Origin of the sequence: Variovorax sp. PAMC26660 (assembly GCF_014302995.1) — a bacterium.
Taxonomy (GTDB): Bacteria; Pseudomonadota; Gammaproteobacteria; order Burkholderiales; family Burkholderiaceae_C; genus Variovorax.
The window spans coordinates 2,912,478-2,931,371 of the sequence record NZ_CP060295.1 but is presented as its reverse complement, the minus strand read 5'-3'; the positions used below and the strand labels follow the sequence as shown (position 1 = coordinate 2,931,371).

The following is an 18,894-nucleotide window of genomic DNA, read 5'->3' as shown; positions in this document are numbered from 1 at the left end:
TCTAGCCTGTCATAACAACTGTCGTGACAACGAGGATCAGAGAGCTGCCTTGAAACGCAGCATCAGCAAGCTGTGCCACTCAACGTGAGGAGACAAAAAATGAGACGTAATTTCCTGAAGTCCGCAGCGGCCGCCGGTATCGGTCTGGCCGGTGCGAGCGCACTCGCGCAACAGCAAGCTGCGGCCCCCGCAGCCGGAGCCGGCCTGCGCGGCAATGCCAGCGACGTCTACGTGATGAACGTGATGGTGTCGGGCGTGGAGTACTGGTTTCCGGTCTACGAAATGATGAAGCAGCTCGGCCGCACGCTGGGCGTTCGCACCCGCTACACCGGCACGCCGGAGTACGACGTCAACAAGCAGCTCGCGTCCTTCGAGCAGGAACTGGCGCGCAAGCCGGCCGGCATCCTGCTGCACCCGATGAACCCCGATCCGTTCATCGAGCCGATCAACCGCGCGGCGGCGATGGGCATCCCGGTCGTCACCTTCGCGGCCGATTCACCCAACTCCAAGCGCACCTCGTTCATCACCTCGGACAACGACCGCGAAGGAACGCAGGCCGCCGATGCGATTGCCGCGTCGCTCAACGGCAAGGGCGAATACGCCGTGCTGGAGAACCCGGGCCAGGACAACCACGACCGCCGCATCGCCGCCTTCGTGAACCGCATGAAGACCAAGCACCCGGGCATGAAGCTGGTCGGCCGCGCCGCCAGCAACCAGGACCCGAACAAGGCCTACCAGGCGGTGCTGAGCCTGGCGCAGGCCAACCCGAACCTGGGCGCGCTGTTCATGCCCGAAGCCAATTCGGCGCTCGGCGCGGCGCAGGCCAAGGTCGAGAGCAAGAAGAACATCAAGGTGATGTGCTGCGACGTGAACGCCAAGATCCTGGACATGATCAAGTCGGGCGACGTGTTCGGCTCCATCAACCCGAACCAGGGCATGCAGGGCTACATGGGCATGATGATGTTGTTCCTGGCAAAGAACCCCTCGCTCATCGATCCGATGAACGACGCCAAGCGCAACGGCACCAACCCGATGGCCGTGCCCTTCCTGGACAACGGCCTGGCTGTGGTCAGCAAGGCCAATGCCGACGACTTCTACTGGGACAAGTACCTCGCCCGCCGTGGCACCAAGGGTATCGGCGAGTGAGCGCACTGCTCGAACTGAAGGGCATCAGCAAACGCTTCGGCGCTTCGCGCGCGCTCTCGGGTGTGGACTTCTCGCTGCACGCCGGCGAGATCCACGCCCTGTGCGGCGAGAACGGCGCGGGCAAGTCCACGCTGATGAACATCATCGATGGCATCCATCAGCCGGACGAGGGCACGATCTCGCTCGACGGCCACAAGGTGGTCATCGACGGCCCGGCGCATGCGATGCGCCTGGGCATCGGCCTGGTGCACCAGGAGATCGCCCTGTGCGGCGACGCCACCGTGGCCGAGAACATCTTCATGCCGGAGATCAACGCCGGCAAGCATGCGTGGATGAACTACGCCAGCCTGAACGAGCGCGCCGCCAAGGTGCTGCAGCGGCTGGGGCAGGACATCGACCCGTCCTCGCTGGTGAGCACGCTGAGCATTTCGAGCCAGCAGCTCATCGAGATCGCCAAGGCGCTCACGCTCGACTGCAAGGTGCTGATCCTCGACGAGCCGACGGCTGCGCTGACCGACAACGAATCGGCCGCGCTCTTCAAGGTGCTGCACGACCTCAAGGCGCAGGGCATCGGCATCATCTACATCAGCCACCGCATGGCCGAGATCTTTGCGCATGGCGACCGCGTCACCGTGCTGCGCGATGGGCGCAACGTGCACAGCGGCCCGCTCGCCGAGCTGAACGCCGACGACCTGGTGCGCCGCATGGTCGGGCGCGACCTGGGCAACTACTACCCGCCGAAGCAGCAAGACAGCAGCAGCGCGAACGACCACGTGCTCGAAGTAAGCGACATCGCCGATGGCGAGCGCGTGCACGGCATCTCGTTCACGCTCAAGCACGGCGAGATCCTCGGCATTGCCGGCCTGATGGGTGCCGGCCGCAGCGAACTCGCGGAAACCGTGTGCGGCCTGCGCCCTTCCATGCGCGGCACCGTGCGCTTGCGTGGCAAGGCACTCACGATCCGCAAGTACAGCGACGCGCTGCGCGAAGGCATCGCCTACCTCAGCGAAGACCGCAAGGCGGCCGGCGTGTACCTCGACCTGCCGATCGCGCAGAACATCGCATCGATGGCGCTCAAGCGCGTCAGCTCGCGCTTCGGCCTGCTGCAGCGTGCGGCCGAATACAAGCTGGCCACCGACCTGGGCGCCAAGCTCAAGCTGAAGTCGGACGGCGTGGCCATCGACGTGGCAAGCCTGTCGGGCGGCAACCAGCAGAAGGTGGCCATCGCCAAGCTGCTGGCCACCAACCCTTCGGTGCTGCTGATGGACGAGCCCACGCGCGGCGTGGACGTCGGCGCCAAGTCGGAAATCCATCACATCCTGCGCGAACTCGCGAGCCACGGCGTGGGCGTGGTCGTGATCTCGTCGGAGCTGCCCGAAATCATCGGGCTGTGCGACCGCGCACTGGTGATCCGCGACGGCCGGCTGGCCGGTGAACTGCAAGACAACGAAATGACGGAAGAGGCCCTGCTGCGGCTGGCCTCGGGACTCGAACAGGAGATGGCATGAACTACCCCGCACAACTCGACGCCGGCGCCGGTGTGCCGCCGCGGCAGGCCCCGGGCGGCCCGGCGAAACCGCCCAACCGACTCACCAGCATGCGCGAGATGGGCCTGCTGCTCATCATCGCGGTGCTGTGCGTGGCCATGAGCTTCGCCTCGCCCTACTTCCTGACATGGGACAACGTGCGCGCAATGCTGCTGTCGTTCTCCATCGAGGGCATCGTGGTGGTCGGCATGACCATCCTGCTGATCGTCGGCGGCATCGACCTGTCGGTGGGCTCGGTGGTGTGCTTCGCGATGGTGGTCACGGGCAAGCTGTTCCTCATGGGCCTGGACCCGTGGACCGCCGGGCTGGTGGCCATCGGCGCGAGCGCGTTGATCGGCGCCATGATCGGCGGCTGCGTCACGCGCATCGGGCTGAACCATTTCATCGCCTCGCTCGCCTTCATGGTGATCGTGCGCGGGCTGTGCCTGGCGCTGACGCAGGGCACGCCGCAGTCGCTGTTCTCGCTGCCGGCCGAGTTCAAGTTCATCGGCCAGGGCACGCTGTTCGGCATTCCGGCTGTGATCCTGATCTTTTTGGCGATCGTGGTGGTGAGCGACTTCGTGCTGCGCCGATCGACCCTGCTGCGCCGCGTGTTCTACACCGGCAGCAACGAGAAGGCCGCGCTGTACTCGGGCATTCGCGTGGGCCACGTGAAGTTCTGGGTCACTGTGCTGTGCTCGGCCTCGGCGGGCCTGGCCGGCGTGATCTACACCGCGCGCTTCGGCGCCGCCACGCCGACCTTCGGCGTGGGCATGGAGCTCAACGTGATCGCGGCTGCCGTGATCGGCGGCGCCAGCCTCAAGGGCGGCTCGGGCACGGTGCTGGGCGCGGTGCTCGGCCTGGCCCTGCTGTCGGTGGTGACCAGCTCGCTGATCCTGCTCGACGTGTCGCCTTACTGGCAAGACGTGATCAAGGGATTGATCCTGCTCGCGGCCGTGACCATCGACCACATCCTGAACACCCGAAAGACCAAGCGATGACTGCACCGATGAAAAAGACCACCCTCGGCCCCTCGGGCATCGAAAGCTCGGCCATCGGCCTGGGCACCTGGGCCATGGGTGGATGGATGTGGGGCGGCGGCGACAACGCGGCCGCCGTGCTGGCGATCCAGGCCTCGCTGGACGCGGGCGTGACGCTGATCGACACCGCCCCGGCCTACGGCCTGGGCCGCTCCGAGAGCATCGTCGGCACTGCGCTCAAGGGGCGCCGCCAGGAGGCCGTCATTGCCACCAAGTGCGGGCTGGTGTGGCACACCCAACAGGGAACGCACTTCTTTGAAGAAGACGGCCACCCGGTGTACCGCTACCTGGGCCGCGAGTCGATCTTTCATGAATGCGAAGAGAGCCTCAAGCGCCTGCAGACCGACTACATCGACCTGTACATCACGCACTGGCAGGACAGCACCACGCCCGTGGCCGAGACCATGGACGCGCTGCTCGCACTGAAGAAGCAGGGAAAGATCCGCGCCATCGGTGTGAGCAACGTGAGCCCCGAGACGCTGGCCGAGTACCTGCAGTACGGGCCGGTCGATGCGGCGCAGGAGCGCTACAGCCTGATCGACCGCGAGATCGAACAGACGCTGGTGCCGCTGTGCAGCGAGCACAACGTCGCGGTGCTCGGTTACTCGTCGCTCGCGCTCGGTCTGCTGGCCGGCCCCATCGATCCCGAACGCCAGTTCACCGGTGACGACCAGCGCGCCACCAACCCGCGCTTCAGCGCCGCCAATCGCGCGAAGCTCAAGGCCTTCTTCGAGGAGCTGGAGCCTCTGCGCAAACAGCTCGAATGCTCGTTCGGCCAGATGATGATCGCGTGGACGCTCGCACGCGGCAGCGTCTCGGTGGCGCTGTGCGGCGCGCGCGTGCCGAAGCAGGCCATCGAGAACGCGGCCGCCGGCTCGATCACGCTGCGCGACGACGCACTGCTGCTGATCGATGCGGCAGCCGGCCGCCATCTGGACGCACTGGCCTGACGGCCCGCTGCGTCATCCCTTCACTTCTTTGCACAAGGATTTCTTTCGTATGTCGAAGGACAAAACCGCACGCCTGAACCGGCTGCTGAACAACGGCCGCTGCCTGGACATCGCGCTCGACCACGGCGTGTGCAACGAGCCCTCGTTCCTCAACGGGCTCGAAGACATGCCGGCGGTGATGGACAAGCTCGTGGCCGCAGGCCCCGACGCCATCCAGCTCAACTACGGCCAGGCCGATCTGCTGCAAGACCGCCCGGGCCGCGACAAGCCCGCGCTGGTGCAGCGCATCGACATGGGCAACCCCTACAACGCCACCGCGCACCGCGTGATGTGGGCCCTGCTGCAGAACGAGCACGACCCGGTGCTGCCGGCCGTGCAGCGCGACGCGGCCTGCGTGGTGGTCAATCTGTTCATGCTGCCGAACGAGCCCGACCTGTTTCGCCAGTGCGTGCAGAACATCGCGCGCGTGCGCGCCGACTGCGACCGCTACGGCATGCCGCTGATGATCGAGCCGCTGGTGATGCGCCCGCACAGCGAACAGGGCGGCTACATGGTCGACGGCGATGCCGAGAAGATCGTCACGCTGGTGCGCCTGGCGCGCGAGATGGGCGCCGACATCGTCAAGGCCGACCCCACCAGCGACCCCGCCGATTTCCACCGCGTGGTGCAGGCCGCGCGCTGCCCCGTCCTCGTGCGCGGCGGCGGACGCGAAGACCTGCAACAGGTCTTCGCACGTTCGCGCGTGCTGATGGACCAGGGCGCGGTCGGCATGGTGTACGGACGCAACGTCTACCAGCACGCCAACCCGTCGGCGGTGGTGAGCGCGCTGATGGCCATGATCCACCGCGGCGCCAGCGCCAAGGACGCATGGGACATCTATGAATCGGGCGGCGTGAAGTAACGCTGCCGCCCTGGAGGGAGTTTTTTACGGGAGGCGATGAACCCCTCGCCTGCCCGGGGTGCGTCCTGCGCGCGCACTTTGCGATGAGTCTGCCGAAGAAAAAGAAATGGGTTGCCCTGCGAACTTCTAACAACTTGGAGGCGACGATGAAAATCCGGTATTACTTGATGGCGTTCCTGCTGCCATGCGTCACTTTGCTGACGCATGCGGCAATCACCGGGGTCAGTCCGATCACGACCCTGAGCAACATGGCCACGGCGGTTTCCGCAGCCGTCGCCGACCCGCTCCCGCTGCAGGGACCGGGCCTGGGCAACCTCACCTACACCTCGGCGGAACTGTTCAAGCCGGTGTCGATGATCACCAGCGCCGCGCACCCGCTCGACCCGGCGCACAGCAGTGCCTACGAGTCGCGCGAGGTGCCCGCCACCTACCCGGGCCGCAAGGACTACGGCATGAACGCCGGCATCATGGTCAACGGCTACTTCCTCACCTCCTTCGCGCCGGACAGCGGCCTGGGCCCTGGCGGCTTTTTGCTGTACGACGTGTCGAACCCGCGCCAGATCCAGCTCGTCAAGAAGATCTACGAACCCGAGGCCCGCACCAAGGAGTTCCGCGAAACGCACTCCTTCGGCACCGCCAAGATCGGCGGCAAGACCTACGTGGTGCTGCCCAGCATCAACGGCGTCGAGTTCTGGGACTTCACCGACATCAACGACATCAAGCAGGTGAAGAAGCTGGCGCTGCCCGGCGTCAGCGGCGGCGACTACGAGAACGTGGCCTGGCAGCTCTGGTGGCAGGCGCCCTACCTGTACGTGGCGTCGGCGGGCCGTGGCATCTTCATCGTCGATGCCACGGACCCCGCGAACGCCGTGGTCGCGAACCGCGGCGCCGGCAGGCCCAATCCGGTGCCCACCGGTGAACTCGGCGGTTTCCGCATCGGCCCGATCTTCACGATGGGCAACCACATGGTGCTGACCGCCATGGAAAGCAACGGAGGTTTCGCGAGCCTGGACATCTCCGATCCGCTCAACCCCAAGGTGCTCGACGCCATCGTCGGCACCACGCCGTTCTACTACGCGACCTGCTTCGACGGCAGGAACCTGCATGCCTCCGCGCGCAACAGCGGCGCGAAGATGTACAGCTACGACCTGAGCGACCGCTCGCGCTTCGTGGCCGAAGACAACCGGCTCGTCATCGACGAGCAGTTGTACTGCGCCACGCAGGACAACTACGTCATCCAGGGCGCGCAGACCCGCATCCACAAGGTCGACGTGAGCAATCCGCTCAATCACGTGGAGGTGGGCCGCGGCAGCATCCTGCGCGAGGACGACCCGAACTTCACGCATTCGGACAACGGGCAGGTCGCGATGTTCGGCAACCTCGTCTTCGTGGGCAACGACCACGGCTCGGGCAGCGGCTTCATCGTGCATGCGGTCGACCCCGACATCACCAAGCCCGAAGTGAAACAGGTCTCGCCCGCCAACGGCGCCAAGCAGCAGGCACTGACCTCGCGCATCGGCCTGGGCATGACCGACAACATCCGGCCCGAGAGCGTGAACGCCAACACCTTCATCGTGCGCCCGGTGGGCGGCAACACGCTGGCGGGCACCTACAGCGTGCAGTTGGGCATCATCAACTTCTCGCCCGAGCAGCCGCTGCAGCCGGGCACGAGCTATGAAGTGTTCCTGCCGGCCAACGGCGTGAAGGACTATGCGGGCAACGCGATCGGCGCGGACTACAAGTCGACCTTCAACACCGGCAATGCGACCGAGATCGGCCTGATGCACCACTGGGCGCTGACCGGCAACCTGGCCGACACCATCGGCAGCAACAACGGCACGCCGGCCTCGGGCGACGCCTTTGAAAGCATCGGACTGAACTTCGCGAACCGCACCGCCGGCGTACCGCTGAAGAACGACACCGTGGCCACCGTGCTGGGCGGCACCGCCTCGCTGAGCTTCTACATGAAGACCACGCAAACCGGCAGCGCAAACTCCTGGACCGCGCCCGGCATCTTCGGACGCGACCAGTCCGGCGGTGCGGACGATGTGTTCTGGGGCTGGCTCGACAGCAGCGGCTTCATCAAGCTGTCGGTCGGCAACGACGCCGGCACCCGCTCGTCGGTGGCCGTGAACAACGACCAGTGGCACCACGTCGTCATGACACGCGATGCCGCTTCGGGTGCGCAGGCCGTGTACGTGGACGGCGCAAAGGCCGCCTCGACCGGCACCACGGGCAACAAGGGCCTGTCGAACAAGTTCCAGTTGCTGGGGCAGATCCAGGGCAATGCCGCGCTCTTCAACGGCAGGCTGGCGGAAGTGCGCGTCTACAACCGCGTGCTCACCGACGGCGAGGTGGCGACGCTGGGCGGCCAGACCATCATCGGCGACCCCGGCATCGGCGGCGGACCGAAGCTCGTCAACGGCCAACTGCAGTTCAACCCCGGCACGCTGGGCAGCGGCAGCGCACAGTTCCGCTGGAACTTCGGCGACGGCACGCAGACGGCCTACTCGAGCGCATCGAGCTACACCTACACCTACACGCGCCCCGGCCACTACACGGTGACCCTGACGGTGAAGGATGCCTCCGGCCGCGAGACCTTCCACACCTACAACCTCACCGTGATCGCCCCGACCACGGCGCGGGCGCCGACGCACACCACCAACATCGCGGGCGATGCGAACTCGGTGTACTCGGTCAACCCCGACAGCGGCACGGTCGCCGCCATCGACGCACAGACCCTGGCCAAGCGCTGGGAAGTGCGCGTGGGCGATGAGCCCAAGACGCTGGCCGTGGGCCCCGACGGCCGCATCTGGGTCACGGTGCAGGGCGAAGACAAGCTGGTGGCGCTCAGCGCGGCAGACGGCAGCCTCTCGGCCACCGTGCCGCTCGCCTACGGCAGCGGACCTTATGGCGTGGCCTTCACGCCCGACGGCACCCGGGGCCTGCTGACGCTGGAGAGCAAGTCGGTGTTGATGAGCTTCGACCCGAGCAATGGCGCCACCACCGGCGCGGTCGCGCTCGAAGGCACCCTGCGCGGCATCGCCGTGAATGCCGACTCGCAGTTGGCGTACGTCACACGCTTCAAGTCGAAGATGACCGGCGGCCAGTTGCACAAGGTGAACCTGCAGAGCATGAGCGCCATGACGACCATCGCGCTGCCGGTGGACACCGCCACGATCGACACCGAGAGCCGTGCACGTGGCGTGGCCAACTACCTGAGCCAGGTGATCATCTCGCCGGACGGCACACGCGCCGTGCTGCCTTCGAAGAAGGACAACATCGTGCGCGGCAAGTTCAGGGACGGCAACAACCTGGTGCACGACCAGACGGTGCGTTCCATCCTGTCGCAGGTCAATCTGCAGACGGCTGCGGAAGTGTTCGGCGATCAGATCGACTTCGACGACCGCGCACCGGCACGCGCCGCGCTGTTCTCTCCGTCGGGCGACTACATCTTCGTGGCACAGATGGAAGGCAACCGCGTGGCCATCGTCGATCCGTACAGCCGCACGGTGCGCGGCGAGATCAACGCCAGCAGCGCGCCGCACGGGCTGTACCTGGACGCGACGCGCAAGCGCCTGTTCGTCAACAACTTCCTGGCGCGCTCGGTGTCGGTGCACGACGTGGCCTCGGTGCTGTCGTCCGAATCGGCGGCCGCGACCTTCCTGCAGAACGTGTCGACGGTGGCGCAGGAGCCGATGGCGGCGGCGGCGCTGCGCGGCAAGCAGGTGTTCTACAACGCGTCCGACCGGCGCATGAGCAAGGACAACTACATCTCCTGCGCAAGCTGCCACGCGGACGCTGGCGACGACGGCATGGTGTGGGACTTCACCCAGCGCGGCGAAGGCCTGCGCCGCACCATCAGCCTGATGGGCCGCCGCGGCATGGGCCACGGCAAGCTGCACTGGACGGCCAACTTCGACGAGCTGCAGGACTTCGAGAACGACATCCGCAACGAGTTCGGCGGCCTCGGCTTCCTGACGAACGCGGACTTCACGGCCACGCAAGATCCGCTGGGCGCACCCAAGGCCGGCAAGAGCGCGCAGCTGGACGATCTCACGGCCTACCTGACCTCGCTGAACAAGTACATGCGCAGCCCGGCGCGCAACGCCGACGGCAGCCTCAGCGTCGACGCGGCGCGGGGCCAGGCGCTGTTCGCCTCGGCGCAGTGCGTGACCTGCCACACCGGCGCCACATTCCGCGACGGGTTGCGGCACGACGTCGGCACCATCCAGCTCTCGTCGGGCAAGGGCAGCAACCAGCCGTTGGCGGGCGTGGGCTTCGACACCCCGACGCTGCTGGGCACCTGGAACACGACGGCGTTCTTCCACAACGGACAGGCGGCCACGCTGCAAGATGTGCTGGCCAGCGGTCACGGCAACGCCAGCAGCCTGCCGGCCGCCGACGTGGTGGCGATCCGCGAGTACGTGCGGTCGCAGGACACGGACCCGACGCCGACGATCACCCGCATCCGTTCGAACCATAGCAACCTGTGCGTGAACATCAAGGCTGCGGCGACGACGAGCGGGACGACAGCGGTGCAGTGGCCGTGCGGCAACGCGGGCAACGAGAAGTTCACGGTGACGAGCCTGCCCGGCGGCTACGTGCAGTTCAAGGCCGAGCACAGCGGCCTGTGCCTGGCGCAGAGCGGCACCGCGACGACGAACGCGGCGGTGGTACAGCTGGCCTGCTCGGCGGGCGACACGACGCAATGGAGCCAGGTGGGCGGGGCCCTGAAGAACCGCGCTTCGGGTTCGTGCCTCGACGTGCCGAACAACGCGACGACGCAGGACACTGCGTTGATCACCTGGACGTGCAACGGGGGGAACAACCAGAGCTGGACGCAGCTGCCTTAGCGTTCGATTTCTGATTCATTCACGGCCGTGCAGGGGACCCGTTGGGGTTTTCTGCACGGCTTTTTTTGTGCTTGGCGGCGCTGCTGTTCTTCAGGGCGAGTGCATTCGGGGTGCGTGCGAATGACACCGGGTGCTCCCCTGTGCGAATGTCCCCCGCTTCGCTCCTCCTTTATTTCGCTGCGGGGAACACCCAGTGCCATTCGCACCTGGGCACGCTGCTGGTGATCGTCGATCAACAACCGCTCTGAGTGCTCACGTCGATACGGGGCTCTTTTTCGCGAAATAAAGGAGGAGCGAAGCGGGGGACATTCGCGAAAAAGAGCACCGTGTCGGCGTGAGCGGCGCCCTGAACAGCAGCAGCGCCCAAACCACGCAACGCGAAATCCGTCACGTCTCACGAAAGACTGGCCGTTCGTACAGGACATGACCTCCCACGTCATGGACCCCGCGCACCCGCTCTGGGAAAGTACGTCCATCGATCAACCAACCAGGAGAAAACACCATGACCGGCTTCAACATCCTTCCCCTCGCAGTCGCCTTGCTGATCGGCATTGCCGCACTCGGCTCCTGCCTCGGCATCGGACTGGTCGGCCAGAAGTTTCTGGAAAGCACCGCCCGCCAACCCGAAATGGTCGACGTGCTGCAGACCAAGTTCTTCCTGATTGCGGGTGTGACAGACGGTGCATTCATCATCGCCACCGGCATCGGCCTGTGGTTCGCGACGGCCAATCCCTTCGGCTGATCCGGGACAAGCGGGCCCCTGAAAACGGAGCCCGCGCACCAGGAAGTGACACGGACCACTGGCACCATTCGTGCTAGCACCGTTGACACTGAATCGTTTATGGTTAAAGTATTTAGCTATCAACGGTTCGATGTCGCCGGTGCTGCATGGCGCAGTGCCGGTGCGTCGTTTCATCCTTCCCAGTCGGAGAACCCATGAGCCACCTGTCCCCGAAGTCGCCCGCGCTGCCGCGCACCCTGCTCTCGCTGTTGCTCTGCGGCGCAGCCCTTGGTACGGCGGTGTCGGCCATGGCCGCTCCCGTCAAGGTCGGTTTGGCCCTCGACATCTCGGGGCCTTTCGCGGCATTGGGCGCCGAAGCGCGCGACGGTTTTGCGCTGGGCATCAAGCAGCTCAACGGCAAGCTCGGCGGACAGGACGTCGAATTCGTGCAGGCCGACATGGCCGGCAGCCCCGACCAGGCCAAGCAACTGGTCGACCGCATGATCCAGCGCGACAAGATCGACATCTTCAGCGGCCCCATCGGCTCCAACGTGGCGCTGGCCGTCGGCCCCACGCTCTTCAACGCCAAGGTGCCGTACCTCTCGGCCAACGCCGGCCCCAGCCAGTTCGCGGGTGCGCAGTGCAATGCGTTCTTCTTCGGCACCGCTTATCAGAACGACCAGTTCCATGAAGCCGCCGGCAAGTTCGCGCAAGACCGCGCCTTCAAGAAGATCGTGCTGATCGCCCCCAACTACCCGGCCGGCAAGGATGCGCTCGGCGGCTTCAAGCGCCAGTTCAAGGGCCAGGTGGCCGACGAGCTGTACACCAAGCTCGGCCAGATCGACTACGCCGCCGAACTCGCGCAACTGCGCGCGGCCAAGCCCGACTCGATCTACTTCTTCCTGCCCGGCGCAATGGGCATCAACTTCATCAAGCAGTTCGTGGGCGCCGGCCTGTCCAAAGACATCACGCTCGTGACCAGCGGCTTCTCGGCCGACGAAGACGTGATCGGCGCGGTGGGCGAGCCGATGCTCGGCCTGTTCAACACCTCGCATTGGGCGCACGACCTCGACAACCCTGCCAACAAGGCTTTCGTGGCCGCGTTCCGCAAGGAATACAACGGCCGCTATCCGTCGGTGTATGCCGCACAGGCCTATGACGCGATCCTGGCGATGGACGCGGCCGTGAAGCAATCGGGTGGCAATGCGCAGAACCGCGAAGCCGTGGTCGCCGCGCTGAAGAAGGCCAACTACGCCTCGACGCGCGGCAACTTCAAGTACGCCAACAACCACTACCCGATCGAGAACTTCTACCTGCGCGTGATCGGCAAGGATGCACAGGGCAAGGTCACGAACAAGCTGATCAACACGGTGCTCACCAATTACGGTGACAGCTACGCAGACAAGTGCCCGCTGAAGTAAATCGAGTTACTCAATAACTCGTGACTACAGCAAAACAGGAGCTTGGTGCTTGGGGGGAGACCGAGGTCTCCAAGAAATGCGCATGCCCAAGCTGCAAAAGATCCAAGACGCTCAAGCGTCTGCCAACAAACTTCAAGTGTGCAGATCTCATCTGTGACTTCTGCGGCTATCTTGCGCAGGTGAAGTCAATGTCGGTGCGCAAGCTGGATCCGATGCCCAGACAGATCCTTGGCGCGGCGTGGGGACCGCAAAGAGAACGAATGGATGCGGGAATCTATTTCCCGTTGTTTCTCGTTTTGAAGACACCGACGGAGTTCGCTATCTACTACCTGCCCTCGGACTTTCAAAGTCCAGCACTCTTTTCTGCGCGTGCACCGCTATCCCCCTCGGCCAAAAGAGCGGGATGGCAAGGGTTCCTCTACGTTCTCTCGGCCGTTCCTGACGGCGCCCTTGTTCGATTGATCTAGCTTGATATGAGTGGAATTCTTGTTCTGGAGCAGCTGCTCAACGGCCTCGGCTATGGGCTGATGCTGTTCCTGCTGGCGGCCGGGCTCACGCTGGTGTTCGGCATCATGGACGTGCTCAACCTTGCGCACGGCTCGCTGTTCATGTCCGGCGCGTATGTGGCGGCCGAAGCGCACACGCGCACCGGCTCGTTCACCGCCGCCATCGTCATCGCGGTGGCGGTCACTGTCGTGGTGGCTCTGCTGCTCGAAGTGCTGCTGATGCGGCGACTCTACACACGCGACCACCTCGCGCAGGTGCTCGCCACCTTCGGCGTGATCCTGGTGGCCGACGACATCGTCACGATGGTCTGGGGCCCGTCGCCGATCATGGCGCCGACGCCGGCCGCGCTTTCGGGGCCCGTCAACCTGATGGACGGCCTGCCCTACCCGTCCTACCGCCTCGTGATCCTCGCTGGCGGGCTGCTGGTGGCGCTGGCGCTGTACCTGCTGGTCAACCACACGCGCATCGGCATGCGGGTGCGCGCGGGTGCGTCCGACCGGCCGATGGCCGAGCTGATGGGTGTGCGCGTGGGCCGCATCTTCAACGGCGTGTTCCTGCTCGGCGCGGCGCTGGCCGCGCTGGCAGGCGCGCTGATGGGCCCGATCGTCGCGGTGCAGGTCGGCATGGGCGAAGCGATCCTGATCCCGGCCCTGGTGGTGCTGGTGATCGGCGGCATCGGCTCGGTGCGCGGCGCCTTCGTGGCCGCGCTGCTGGTGGGTCTGGTGGACACCGTCGGACGCGCCTTCGTGCCGATGCTGCTGCGCGCCACGCTGCCGCCCGCCACGGCGGCCGACCTGGGCCCGCTGTTCGCCGAAGTCGCGATGTACGCGCTGATGGTGATTGTTCTGATCTTCCGGCCCTCGGGCCTTTTCTCGGCGCGCGCATGAAGCACCCCTCACGCTACATCGGCCTCGGGCTGGTCTTCCTGCTGCTCGCCGCGTTTCCACTGGTCGCACCACTGTTCGGGCTCGAGTTCTACATCGGCTTCGTGCGGCGCGTGCTCATCGTGGCGCTGGCCGCGGCGAGCCTCAACTTCATCCTCGGCTTCGGCGGCATGGTCGCGCTGGGGCATGCGGGCTTCATCGGCATGGGCGCCTACACGGTGGTGGCGCTCAGCGACGCCGGCGTGATGTCGGGCTGGATCATGTGGCCGGCCGCCGCGCTGGTGGCCGGGCTGGTCGCCGCGCTGATCGGCACGGTGGCGCTGCGCACGCGCGGCGTGTACTTCATCATGACCACGCTGGCCTTTGCGCAGATGCTGTATTTCGTGGTGGTGTCGCTGCGGCGCTATGGCGGCGACGACGGCTACACGCTCATGTCGCGCCCCACGCTGCTGCCCGGCCTGGACCTGGGCAACGAATCGAACTTCTATTGGGTGGTGCTGGCCATCGTGGCGCTCGCGCTGTGGTGGCTGCACCGCGCGACACAATCGCGCTTCGGCCATGCGCTGATGGGCATTCGCGACAACGAGACGCGCATGCGTGCGCTGGGCTATCCGGTGTTCCGGCTGCAACTGGTGGCGTTCGCGATTGCGGGTGCCATCGCCGGGCTGGCCGGTGCGCTGCTCGCGGGCGGCAACGGCTTCGTGAGCCCTGCGACGATGCACTGGACGCAATCGGCAACGCTGCTGGTGATGGTGGTCATCGGCGGTCTTGGGCGCAGTTGGGGCGGGCCTGTGGGCGCTGTCGTCTGGCTGGTGCTGGAAGAGGCGTTGAAGCAGCACACCGAACACTGGCACATGCCGCTCGGACTGCTGTTGATTGCCGTTGCGTTGTGGGCGCCCAAAGGGTTGGCCGCACTGTACAAGCGCCGCTTGCCCCTCACCCCCACCCTCTCCCCAGAGGGGCGAGGGAGTAAGACAACACCATGAGCCTTTTCAGAATCGAAGGGTTGGTCAAGCGCTTCGGCGGACTGCTGGCGACCGACCATGTGAACCTCACGGTGGAGCGCGGCGAAGTGCATGCGCTGATCGGGCCGAACGGCGCGGGCAAGACCACGCTGGTCAACCTGATCACCGGGCTGCTGAAGGCCGACGCCGGTCGCCTGCTGCTCGACGAGAAAGACATCACCTCGCTGAAGGACCACCAGCGCGTGGCGGCCGGCATGTCGCGCTGCTTCCAGGTCACACGCGTCTTCGCCAAGGAAACGGTGCACGACAACCTCATGCTCGCGGCGCAGGCCCATGCGGGCAGCAGCCTGCGCTTCATGGCGCCGCGCGCAAAAGAACGCGACCTGATCGACCGTGCCGTGGCACTGGCCGACCGCGTGGGACTGGGCAGCGAGCGCGATCGCGTCGCGGGCACGCTGCCGCACGGTGCGCAGCGCGCACTCGACGTGGCGCTGGCGCTCGCGGCTGAGCCCAAGTTATTGCTGCTCGACGAGCCGATGGCCGGCATGGGCCCGGACGAATCCGCGCGCATGGTCGAGCTGATCGAATCGCTGCGCGCGTCGATGGCGATCCTGCTGATCGAACACGACATGGACGCGGTGTTCCGCCTGGCCAACCGGCTCACGGTGCTGGTGCAGGGCAAGGTGCTGATGAGCGGCACGGCCGACGAAGTGCGGGGCCACCCCGATGTGCAGGCCGTCTACCTCGGCACCGAAGCGGAAGGCCACTCATGACAACGACAACATTGCTCGAAGCGAAGGCGATCGAGGCCGGCTACGGCGCGAGCCAGGTGCTGTTCGGCATCGACATCGACATCCGCCCCGGCGAAGTGCTCGCGCTGCTGGGCCGCAACGGCATGGGCAAGAGCACGCTGCTCAAGGTGCTGACCGGCACGCTGGCACCGATGCGCGGCCACGTGAATTTCGACGGCGCGGCCATCGGCGGCCACAAGCCCGATGCCATCGCGCGGCGCGGTGTGGCCATCGTGCCCGAGGGTCGGCACGTGTTTCCGAACCTCAGCGTCGACGAGCACCTGCGTGCCTTTGCACGGCCCCGGCCGGGCAGTGCGCCGCGCTGGACGGTCGACGCGCTCTACGGCCTGTTCCCACGCCTGTCGGAACGCAAGGCCAATGCGGGCAACCAGCTCTCGGGCGGCGAGCAGCAGATGCTGGCGATTGCGCGTGCGCTCTCGACGCACCCGCGCCTGCTGATCCTCGACGAAGCCACCGAAGGCCTCGCACCGGTGATCCGCGAGGAAATCTGGCGTTGCATCGCCACGCTCAAGGCCGAGGGCGAAGCGATCCTGGTGGTCGACAAGTATGTGCAGCGCCTGCTGCCGCTGGCCAACCGCCACGTGATCCTGGAACGCGGGCGCGTCGTGTGGCAAGGCGACTCGGCCGCGCTCGATGCGGACCGTTCGCTCTGGACGCGCTACCTGGGCGTTTGAACGCCAGCCGACGCGCGCCGGTCCGGGTCAGTCCGGCGCCGCGTCCAGTTGCAGGATCAAATCTTGGCTGGCCTGGTTGAGCCCGCTCACCTCGACCACGCTGCCGTGCTTGCGCAGCCGCTCGACGACCTTCTTCAGCGCGGCCACGGCTGTGACGTCCCAGAAATGCGCCTCCGACACGTCGATGTGCACGGGCGCGCCATCGATCTCGCGCACGTCGAAGGCGTCCACCAGCATGTCGGCCGACGCGAAGAACACCTGGCCCCTCACGCGGTAGACCTGCGCGCCGCCGTCTTCGCCCGGCAGCACATCCACATGCAGCAGCCGCGCCACCTTGAAGGTGAAGAACACGCCGCTCAGCATCACGCCGGTGGCAACGCCCGCGGCCAGGTTGTCGGTGGCCACGGTAACGGCCACCGTCGCGAGCATCACCGCGCTGGACATGCGCGGGTGACGCACCAGCGCGCGCAGCGATCCCCGGTCGAAGGTCGAGGCCGAGACCATCACCATGATCGCCACCAGCGCCGCCACCGGCACCTGCGACACCCAGGGCTTCAGCGCCACCATGAGGATCAGCAGGAACGCGCCGGCGAACAGCGTCGACAGCCGCCCTCGCCCGCCGTAGCGCACGTTGCTCACCGTCTGGCCGATCATTCCGCAGCCCGCAATGCCGCCGAAGAAACTGGCCGCCACGTTGGCCACGCCGAGGCCGCTGCATTCGCGGTTCTTCGAGCTCGGCGTGTCGGTCAGTTCGTCGACCACGCTGGCCGTCATCATCGATTCGAGCAGGCCGACCATCGCGATGGCGAATGCCGGCAGCGCGATGATGCGCAGCGTCTCCAGCGTGAGCGGCACCTCGGGCAGCGCGAAGGCAGGCAGCGCGCCGGGCAGTTGCCCCAGGTCGGCCACCGTCTTCAGCGGCAGGCCCAGCCAGTGGCCCACCAGCGTCACGGCCACGATGCACACCAGCGGTGACGGCACTGCCGTGGTGATGCGCGGCAGCAGGTAGATGATGGCCAGCCCCAGCCCGACCATGGCCCAGGTCGCGGTGTTGGCGCCGATGAAGTGCGGCATCTGCGCCGCGAAGATCAGGATCGCCAGCGCATTGACGAAACCGGTGCGCACCGACGACGACACGAAGCGCATCAGCACCCCGAGCCGAAGCAGCCCGAACACGACCTGCATCGCGCCGGCCAGCACGCCGGCGGCCAGCAGGTACGGCAGGCCGTGCGCATGCACCAGCGGCGCGGCCACCAGGGCCACCGACCCGGCCGCCGCCGACACCATGGCCGGCCGCCCGCCCGTGAACGCGATGACGATCCCGATGACGAACGAGGCGAACAGCCCGACCGCCGGATCGACGCCGGCCACGAAAGAGAAAGCGATGACCTCGGGGATGAGCGCGAAGGTGGCGACGGCGCCGGCCATCAACTCGCGGGGAATGCTGGGGCACCACTCGGTGCGCAGGCGACTGTGCGGGGAAGACATGAAGGGAAAAAAGGAAAGCAGCCCGCATCCGCCGGCAAGGCGATGCGGGACATGGGCAGAAAGCGGGAAGGAAGGGCCGTCGGCTTGTGGCTCCCTCCCTGGGTGTCGCGGCGGCCGGGGCCGCCGCGCGTCACTGCACTGCCGTCAAGGAGGCGTCGGTCGCGAGCAGCCAGACTGCCGGCGACGAATGGGAAAGCGGGGCATCCTCGAACACATGGCCGCGATTGTAGAGAGCGGCCTGCCGGCGCCCTCCAGCCGCAGCTTCCCGGCTCACACCGAGCGTGTGATCCCGCCGTCCACGCGCAGGTTCTGCCCGGTGATGTAGCCCGCGCCTTCCGACGCCAGAAAGCCGATGACGGCCGCGATCTCGCTGCTCTTGCCGTAGCGGCCCATCGGAATGCGCGAACGGAACTCGGCCTTCTCGGGCAGGCTGTCGATGAAGCCGGGCAGCACGTTGTTCATGCGCACGTTCTGCGCGGCGTACTTGTCGGCGAACAACTTGGTGAAGGCTGCAAGGCCAGCACGGAACACGCCCGAAGTCGGAAACACCGGGTCGGGCTCGAAAGCAGCGAAGGTGGAGATGTTGATGATGGTCCCGCCGCCCTGCGCCACCATCAGCGGCGCCACAAGCCGGCTGGGGCGCAGGGCGCTCAGCAGGTAGACGTCCATGCCGCGATGCCAATCTTCGTCGGTGATCTCGAGGATGGGCGCGCGAGGGCCGTGGCCTGCGCTGTTGACCAGAACATCGACGCGGCCCCATTCGTTGGCGACGCGGTCCACGAGCCGCTTCACGTCGTCGTTCGACTGGTTCGAGCCGGTCACGCCGATGCCGCCCAGTTCGGCGGCGAGTGCCTCGCCCTTGCCCGACGACGAAAGAATGGCGACGCGAAAACCGTCGTCCGCCAGTTTGCGGGCGGCGGCGGCGCCCATGCCGCTGCCACCGGCGGTGACGATGGCTACTTTTTTCTGTGCTTCAGAAGACATGCGAAGGTTCCTTGGTTCA

Annotated in this window: 15 protein-coding genes; 13 read left to right on the top strand and 2 right to left on the bottom strand. The window is 66.3% G+C overall.

Features of this window, described 5'->3' with window-relative positions; translation table 11 throughout:
* The first annotated feature begins 99 nt into the window (after positions 1-99).
* The 13 genes from H7F35_RS14115 to H7F35_RS14055 all read left to right on the top strand — a co-directional run bounded on the left by H7F35_RS14115 (position 100) and on the right by H7F35_RS14055 (position 16,403).
* Positions 100-1,146 carry a substrate-binding domain-containing protein gene (locus H7F35_RS14115; RefSeq protein WP_187113462.1) on the top strand — a complete coding sequence of 349 codons (1,047 nt, stop codon included), beginning with the start codon at positions 100-102 and terminating at the stop codon, positions 1,144-1,146.
* A complete protein-coding gene (locus H7F35_RS14110) occupies positions 1,143-2,654 on the top strand; it encodes a sugar ABC transporter ATP-binding protein (RefSeq protein ID WP_187113461.1) in 1,512 nt (503 codons plus the stop codon). The genes H7F35_RS14115 and H7F35_RS14110 overlap by 4 nt, the downstream gene beginning before the upstream one ends.
* Complete coding sequence (locus tag H7F35_RS14105) at positions 2,651-3,673, top strand: ABC transporter permease (RefSeq protein WP_187113460.1); 1,023 nt, start codon at positions 2,651-2,653, stop codon at positions 3,671-3,673. Before H7F35_RS14110 ends, H7F35_RS14105 begins: the two co-directional genes overlap by 4 nt.
* An 8-nt stretch (positions 3,674-3,681) precedes the next feature.
* Positions 3,682-4,662 carry an aldo/keto reductase gene (locus H7F35_RS14100; protein WP_187113459.1) on the top strand — a complete coding sequence of 327 codons (981 nt, stop codon included), beginning with the start codon at positions 3,682-3,684 and terminating at the stop codon, positions 4,660-4,662.
* 49 nt (positions 4,663-4,711) lie between these two features.
* Positions 4,712-5,563: a class I fructose-bisphosphate aldolase gene (locus tag H7F35_RS14095; protein ID WP_187113458.1), complete on the top strand. Its 852-nt coding sequence runs from the start codon at positions 4,712-4,714 to the stop codon at positions 5,561-5,563.
* A gap of 146 nt (positions 5,564-5,709) precedes the next feature.
* Complete coding sequence (locus H7F35_RS14090; RefSeq protein ID WP_187113457.1) at positions 5,710-10,419, top strand: Ig-like domain-containing protein; 4,710 nt, start codon at positions 5,710-5,712, stop codon at positions 10,417-10,419.
* Between the two features lie 502 nt (positions 10,420-10,921).
* Positions 10,922-11,161, top strand: coding sequence for a F0F1 ATP synthase subunit C (gene atpE, locus H7F35_RS14085; protein WP_013538854.1), 240 nt, complete (start codon positions 10,922-10,924; stop codon positions 11,159-11,161).
* Between the two features lie 194 nt (positions 11,162-11,355).
* Positions 11,356-12,561, top strand: coding sequence for an ABC transporter substrate-binding protein (locus tag H7F35_RS14080; RefSeq protein ID WP_187113456.1), 1,206 nt, complete (start codon positions 11,356-11,358; stop codon positions 12,559-12,561).
* Between the two features lie 20 nt (positions 12,562-12,581).
* Complete coding sequence (locus H7F35_RS35125; RefSeq protein ID WP_187113455.1) at positions 12,582-13,028, top strand: DpnI domain-containing protein; 447 nt, start codon at positions 12,582-12,584, stop codon at positions 13,026-13,028.
* A gap of 6 nt (positions 13,029-13,034) precedes the next feature.
* Positions 13,035-13,955, top strand: a complete 921-nt coding sequence (locus H7F35_RS14070; RefSeq protein ID WP_187113454.1) for a branched-chain amino acid ABC transporter permease — start codon at positions 13,035-13,037, stop codon at positions 13,953-13,955.
* Complete coding sequence (locus tag H7F35_RS14065; protein ID WP_187113453.1) at positions 13,952-14,938, top strand: branched-chain amino acid ABC transporter permease; 987 nt, start codon at positions 13,952-13,954, stop codon at positions 14,936-14,938. Before H7F35_RS14070 ends, H7F35_RS14065 begins: the two co-directional genes overlap by 4 nt.
* Positions 14,935-15,690 (top strand): ABC transporter ATP-binding protein, encoded by a 756-nt coding sequence (locus tag H7F35_RS14060; protein ID WP_187113452.1) that lies wholly within the window; start codon positions 14,935-14,937, stop codon positions 15,688-15,690. Before H7F35_RS14065 ends, H7F35_RS14060 begins: the two co-directional genes overlap by 4 nt.
* A gap of 11 nt (positions 15,691-15,701) precedes the next feature.
* Positions 15,702-16,403 carry an ABC transporter ATP-binding protein gene (locus H7F35_RS14055; RefSeq protein ID WP_410010789.1) on the top strand — a complete coding sequence of 234 codons (702 nt, stop codon included), beginning with the start codon at positions 15,702-15,704 and terminating at the stop codon, positions 16,401-16,403.
* A 27-nt stretch (positions 16,404-16,430) separates the two neighbouring features.
* Here the strand turns inward: H7F35_RS14055 and H7F35_RS14050 are convergent, their stop codons facing one another.
* Entirely contained in the window at positions 16,431-17,891 is a 1,461-nt protein-coding gene (locus H7F35_RS14050) for a SulP family inorganic anion transporter (RefSeq protein ID WP_187113450.1), read from the bottom strand.
* 270 nt (positions 17,892-18,161) lie between these two features.
* The gene (locus H7F35_RS14045) at positions 18,162-18,875 is read right to left on the bottom strand and encodes an SDR family oxidoreductase (protein WP_187113449.1); all 714 of its coding nucleotides are present in this window, start codon (positions 18,873-18,875) and stop codon (positions 18,162-18,164) included.
* Positions 18,876-18,894 lie beyond the last annotated feature (19 nt).

What these genes read in the sequence shown, in the direction of transcription:
- H7F35_RS14105 (WP_187113460.1), top strand. Translation starts at nt 2,651, where the DNA reads ATGAACTACCCCGCACAACTCGACGCCGGCGCCGGTGTGCCGCCGCGG.
- H7F35_RS14080 (WP_187113456.1), top strand. Translation starts at nt 11,356, where the DNA reads ATGAGCCACCTGTCCCCGAAGTCGCCCGCGCTGCCGCGCACCCTGCTC.
- H7F35_RS14045 (WP_187113449.1), bottom strand. Translation starts at nt 18,875, where the DNA reads ATGTCTTCTGAAGCACAGAAAAAAGTAGCCATCGTCACCGCCGGTGGC.
- H7F35_RS14095 (WP_187113458.1), top strand. Translation starts at nt 4,712, where the DNA reads ATGTCGAAGGACAAAACCGCACGCCTGAACCGGCTGCTGAACAACGGC.
- H7F35_RS14060 (WP_187113452.1), top strand. Translation starts at nt 14,935, where the DNA reads ATGAGCCTTTTCAGAATCGAAGGGTTGGTCAAGCGCTTCGGCGGACTG.
- atpE (WP_013538854.1), top strand. Translation starts at nt 10,922, where the DNA reads ATGACCGGCTTCAACATCCTTCCCCTCGCAGTCGCCTTGCTGATCGGC.
- H7F35_RS14115 (WP_187113462.1), top strand. Translation starts at nt 100, where the DNA reads ATGAGACGTAATTTCCTGAAGTCCGCAGCGGCCGCCGGTATCGGTCTG.
- H7F35_RS14050 (WP_187113450.1), bottom strand. Translation starts at nt 17,891, where the DNA reads ATGTCTTCCCCGCACAGTCGCCTGCGCACCGAGTGGTGCCCCAGCATT.
- H7F35_RS14090 (WP_187113457.1), top strand. Translation starts at nt 5,710, where the DNA reads ATGAAAATCCGGTATTACTTGATGGCGTTCCTGCTGCCATGCGTCACT.
- H7F35_RS14100 (WP_187113459.1), top strand. Translation starts at nt 3,682, where the DNA reads ATGAAAAAGACCACCCTCGGCCCCTCGGGCATCGAAAGCTCGGCCATC.
- H7F35_RS14070 (WP_187113454.1), top strand. Translation starts at nt 13,035, where the DNA reads ATGAGTGGAATTCTTGTTCTGGAGCAGCTGCTCAACGGCCTCGGCTAT.
- H7F35_RS14065 (WP_187113453.1), top strand. Translation starts at nt 13,952, where the DNA reads ATGAAGCACCCCTCACGCTACATCGGCCTCGGGCTGGTCTTCCTGCTG.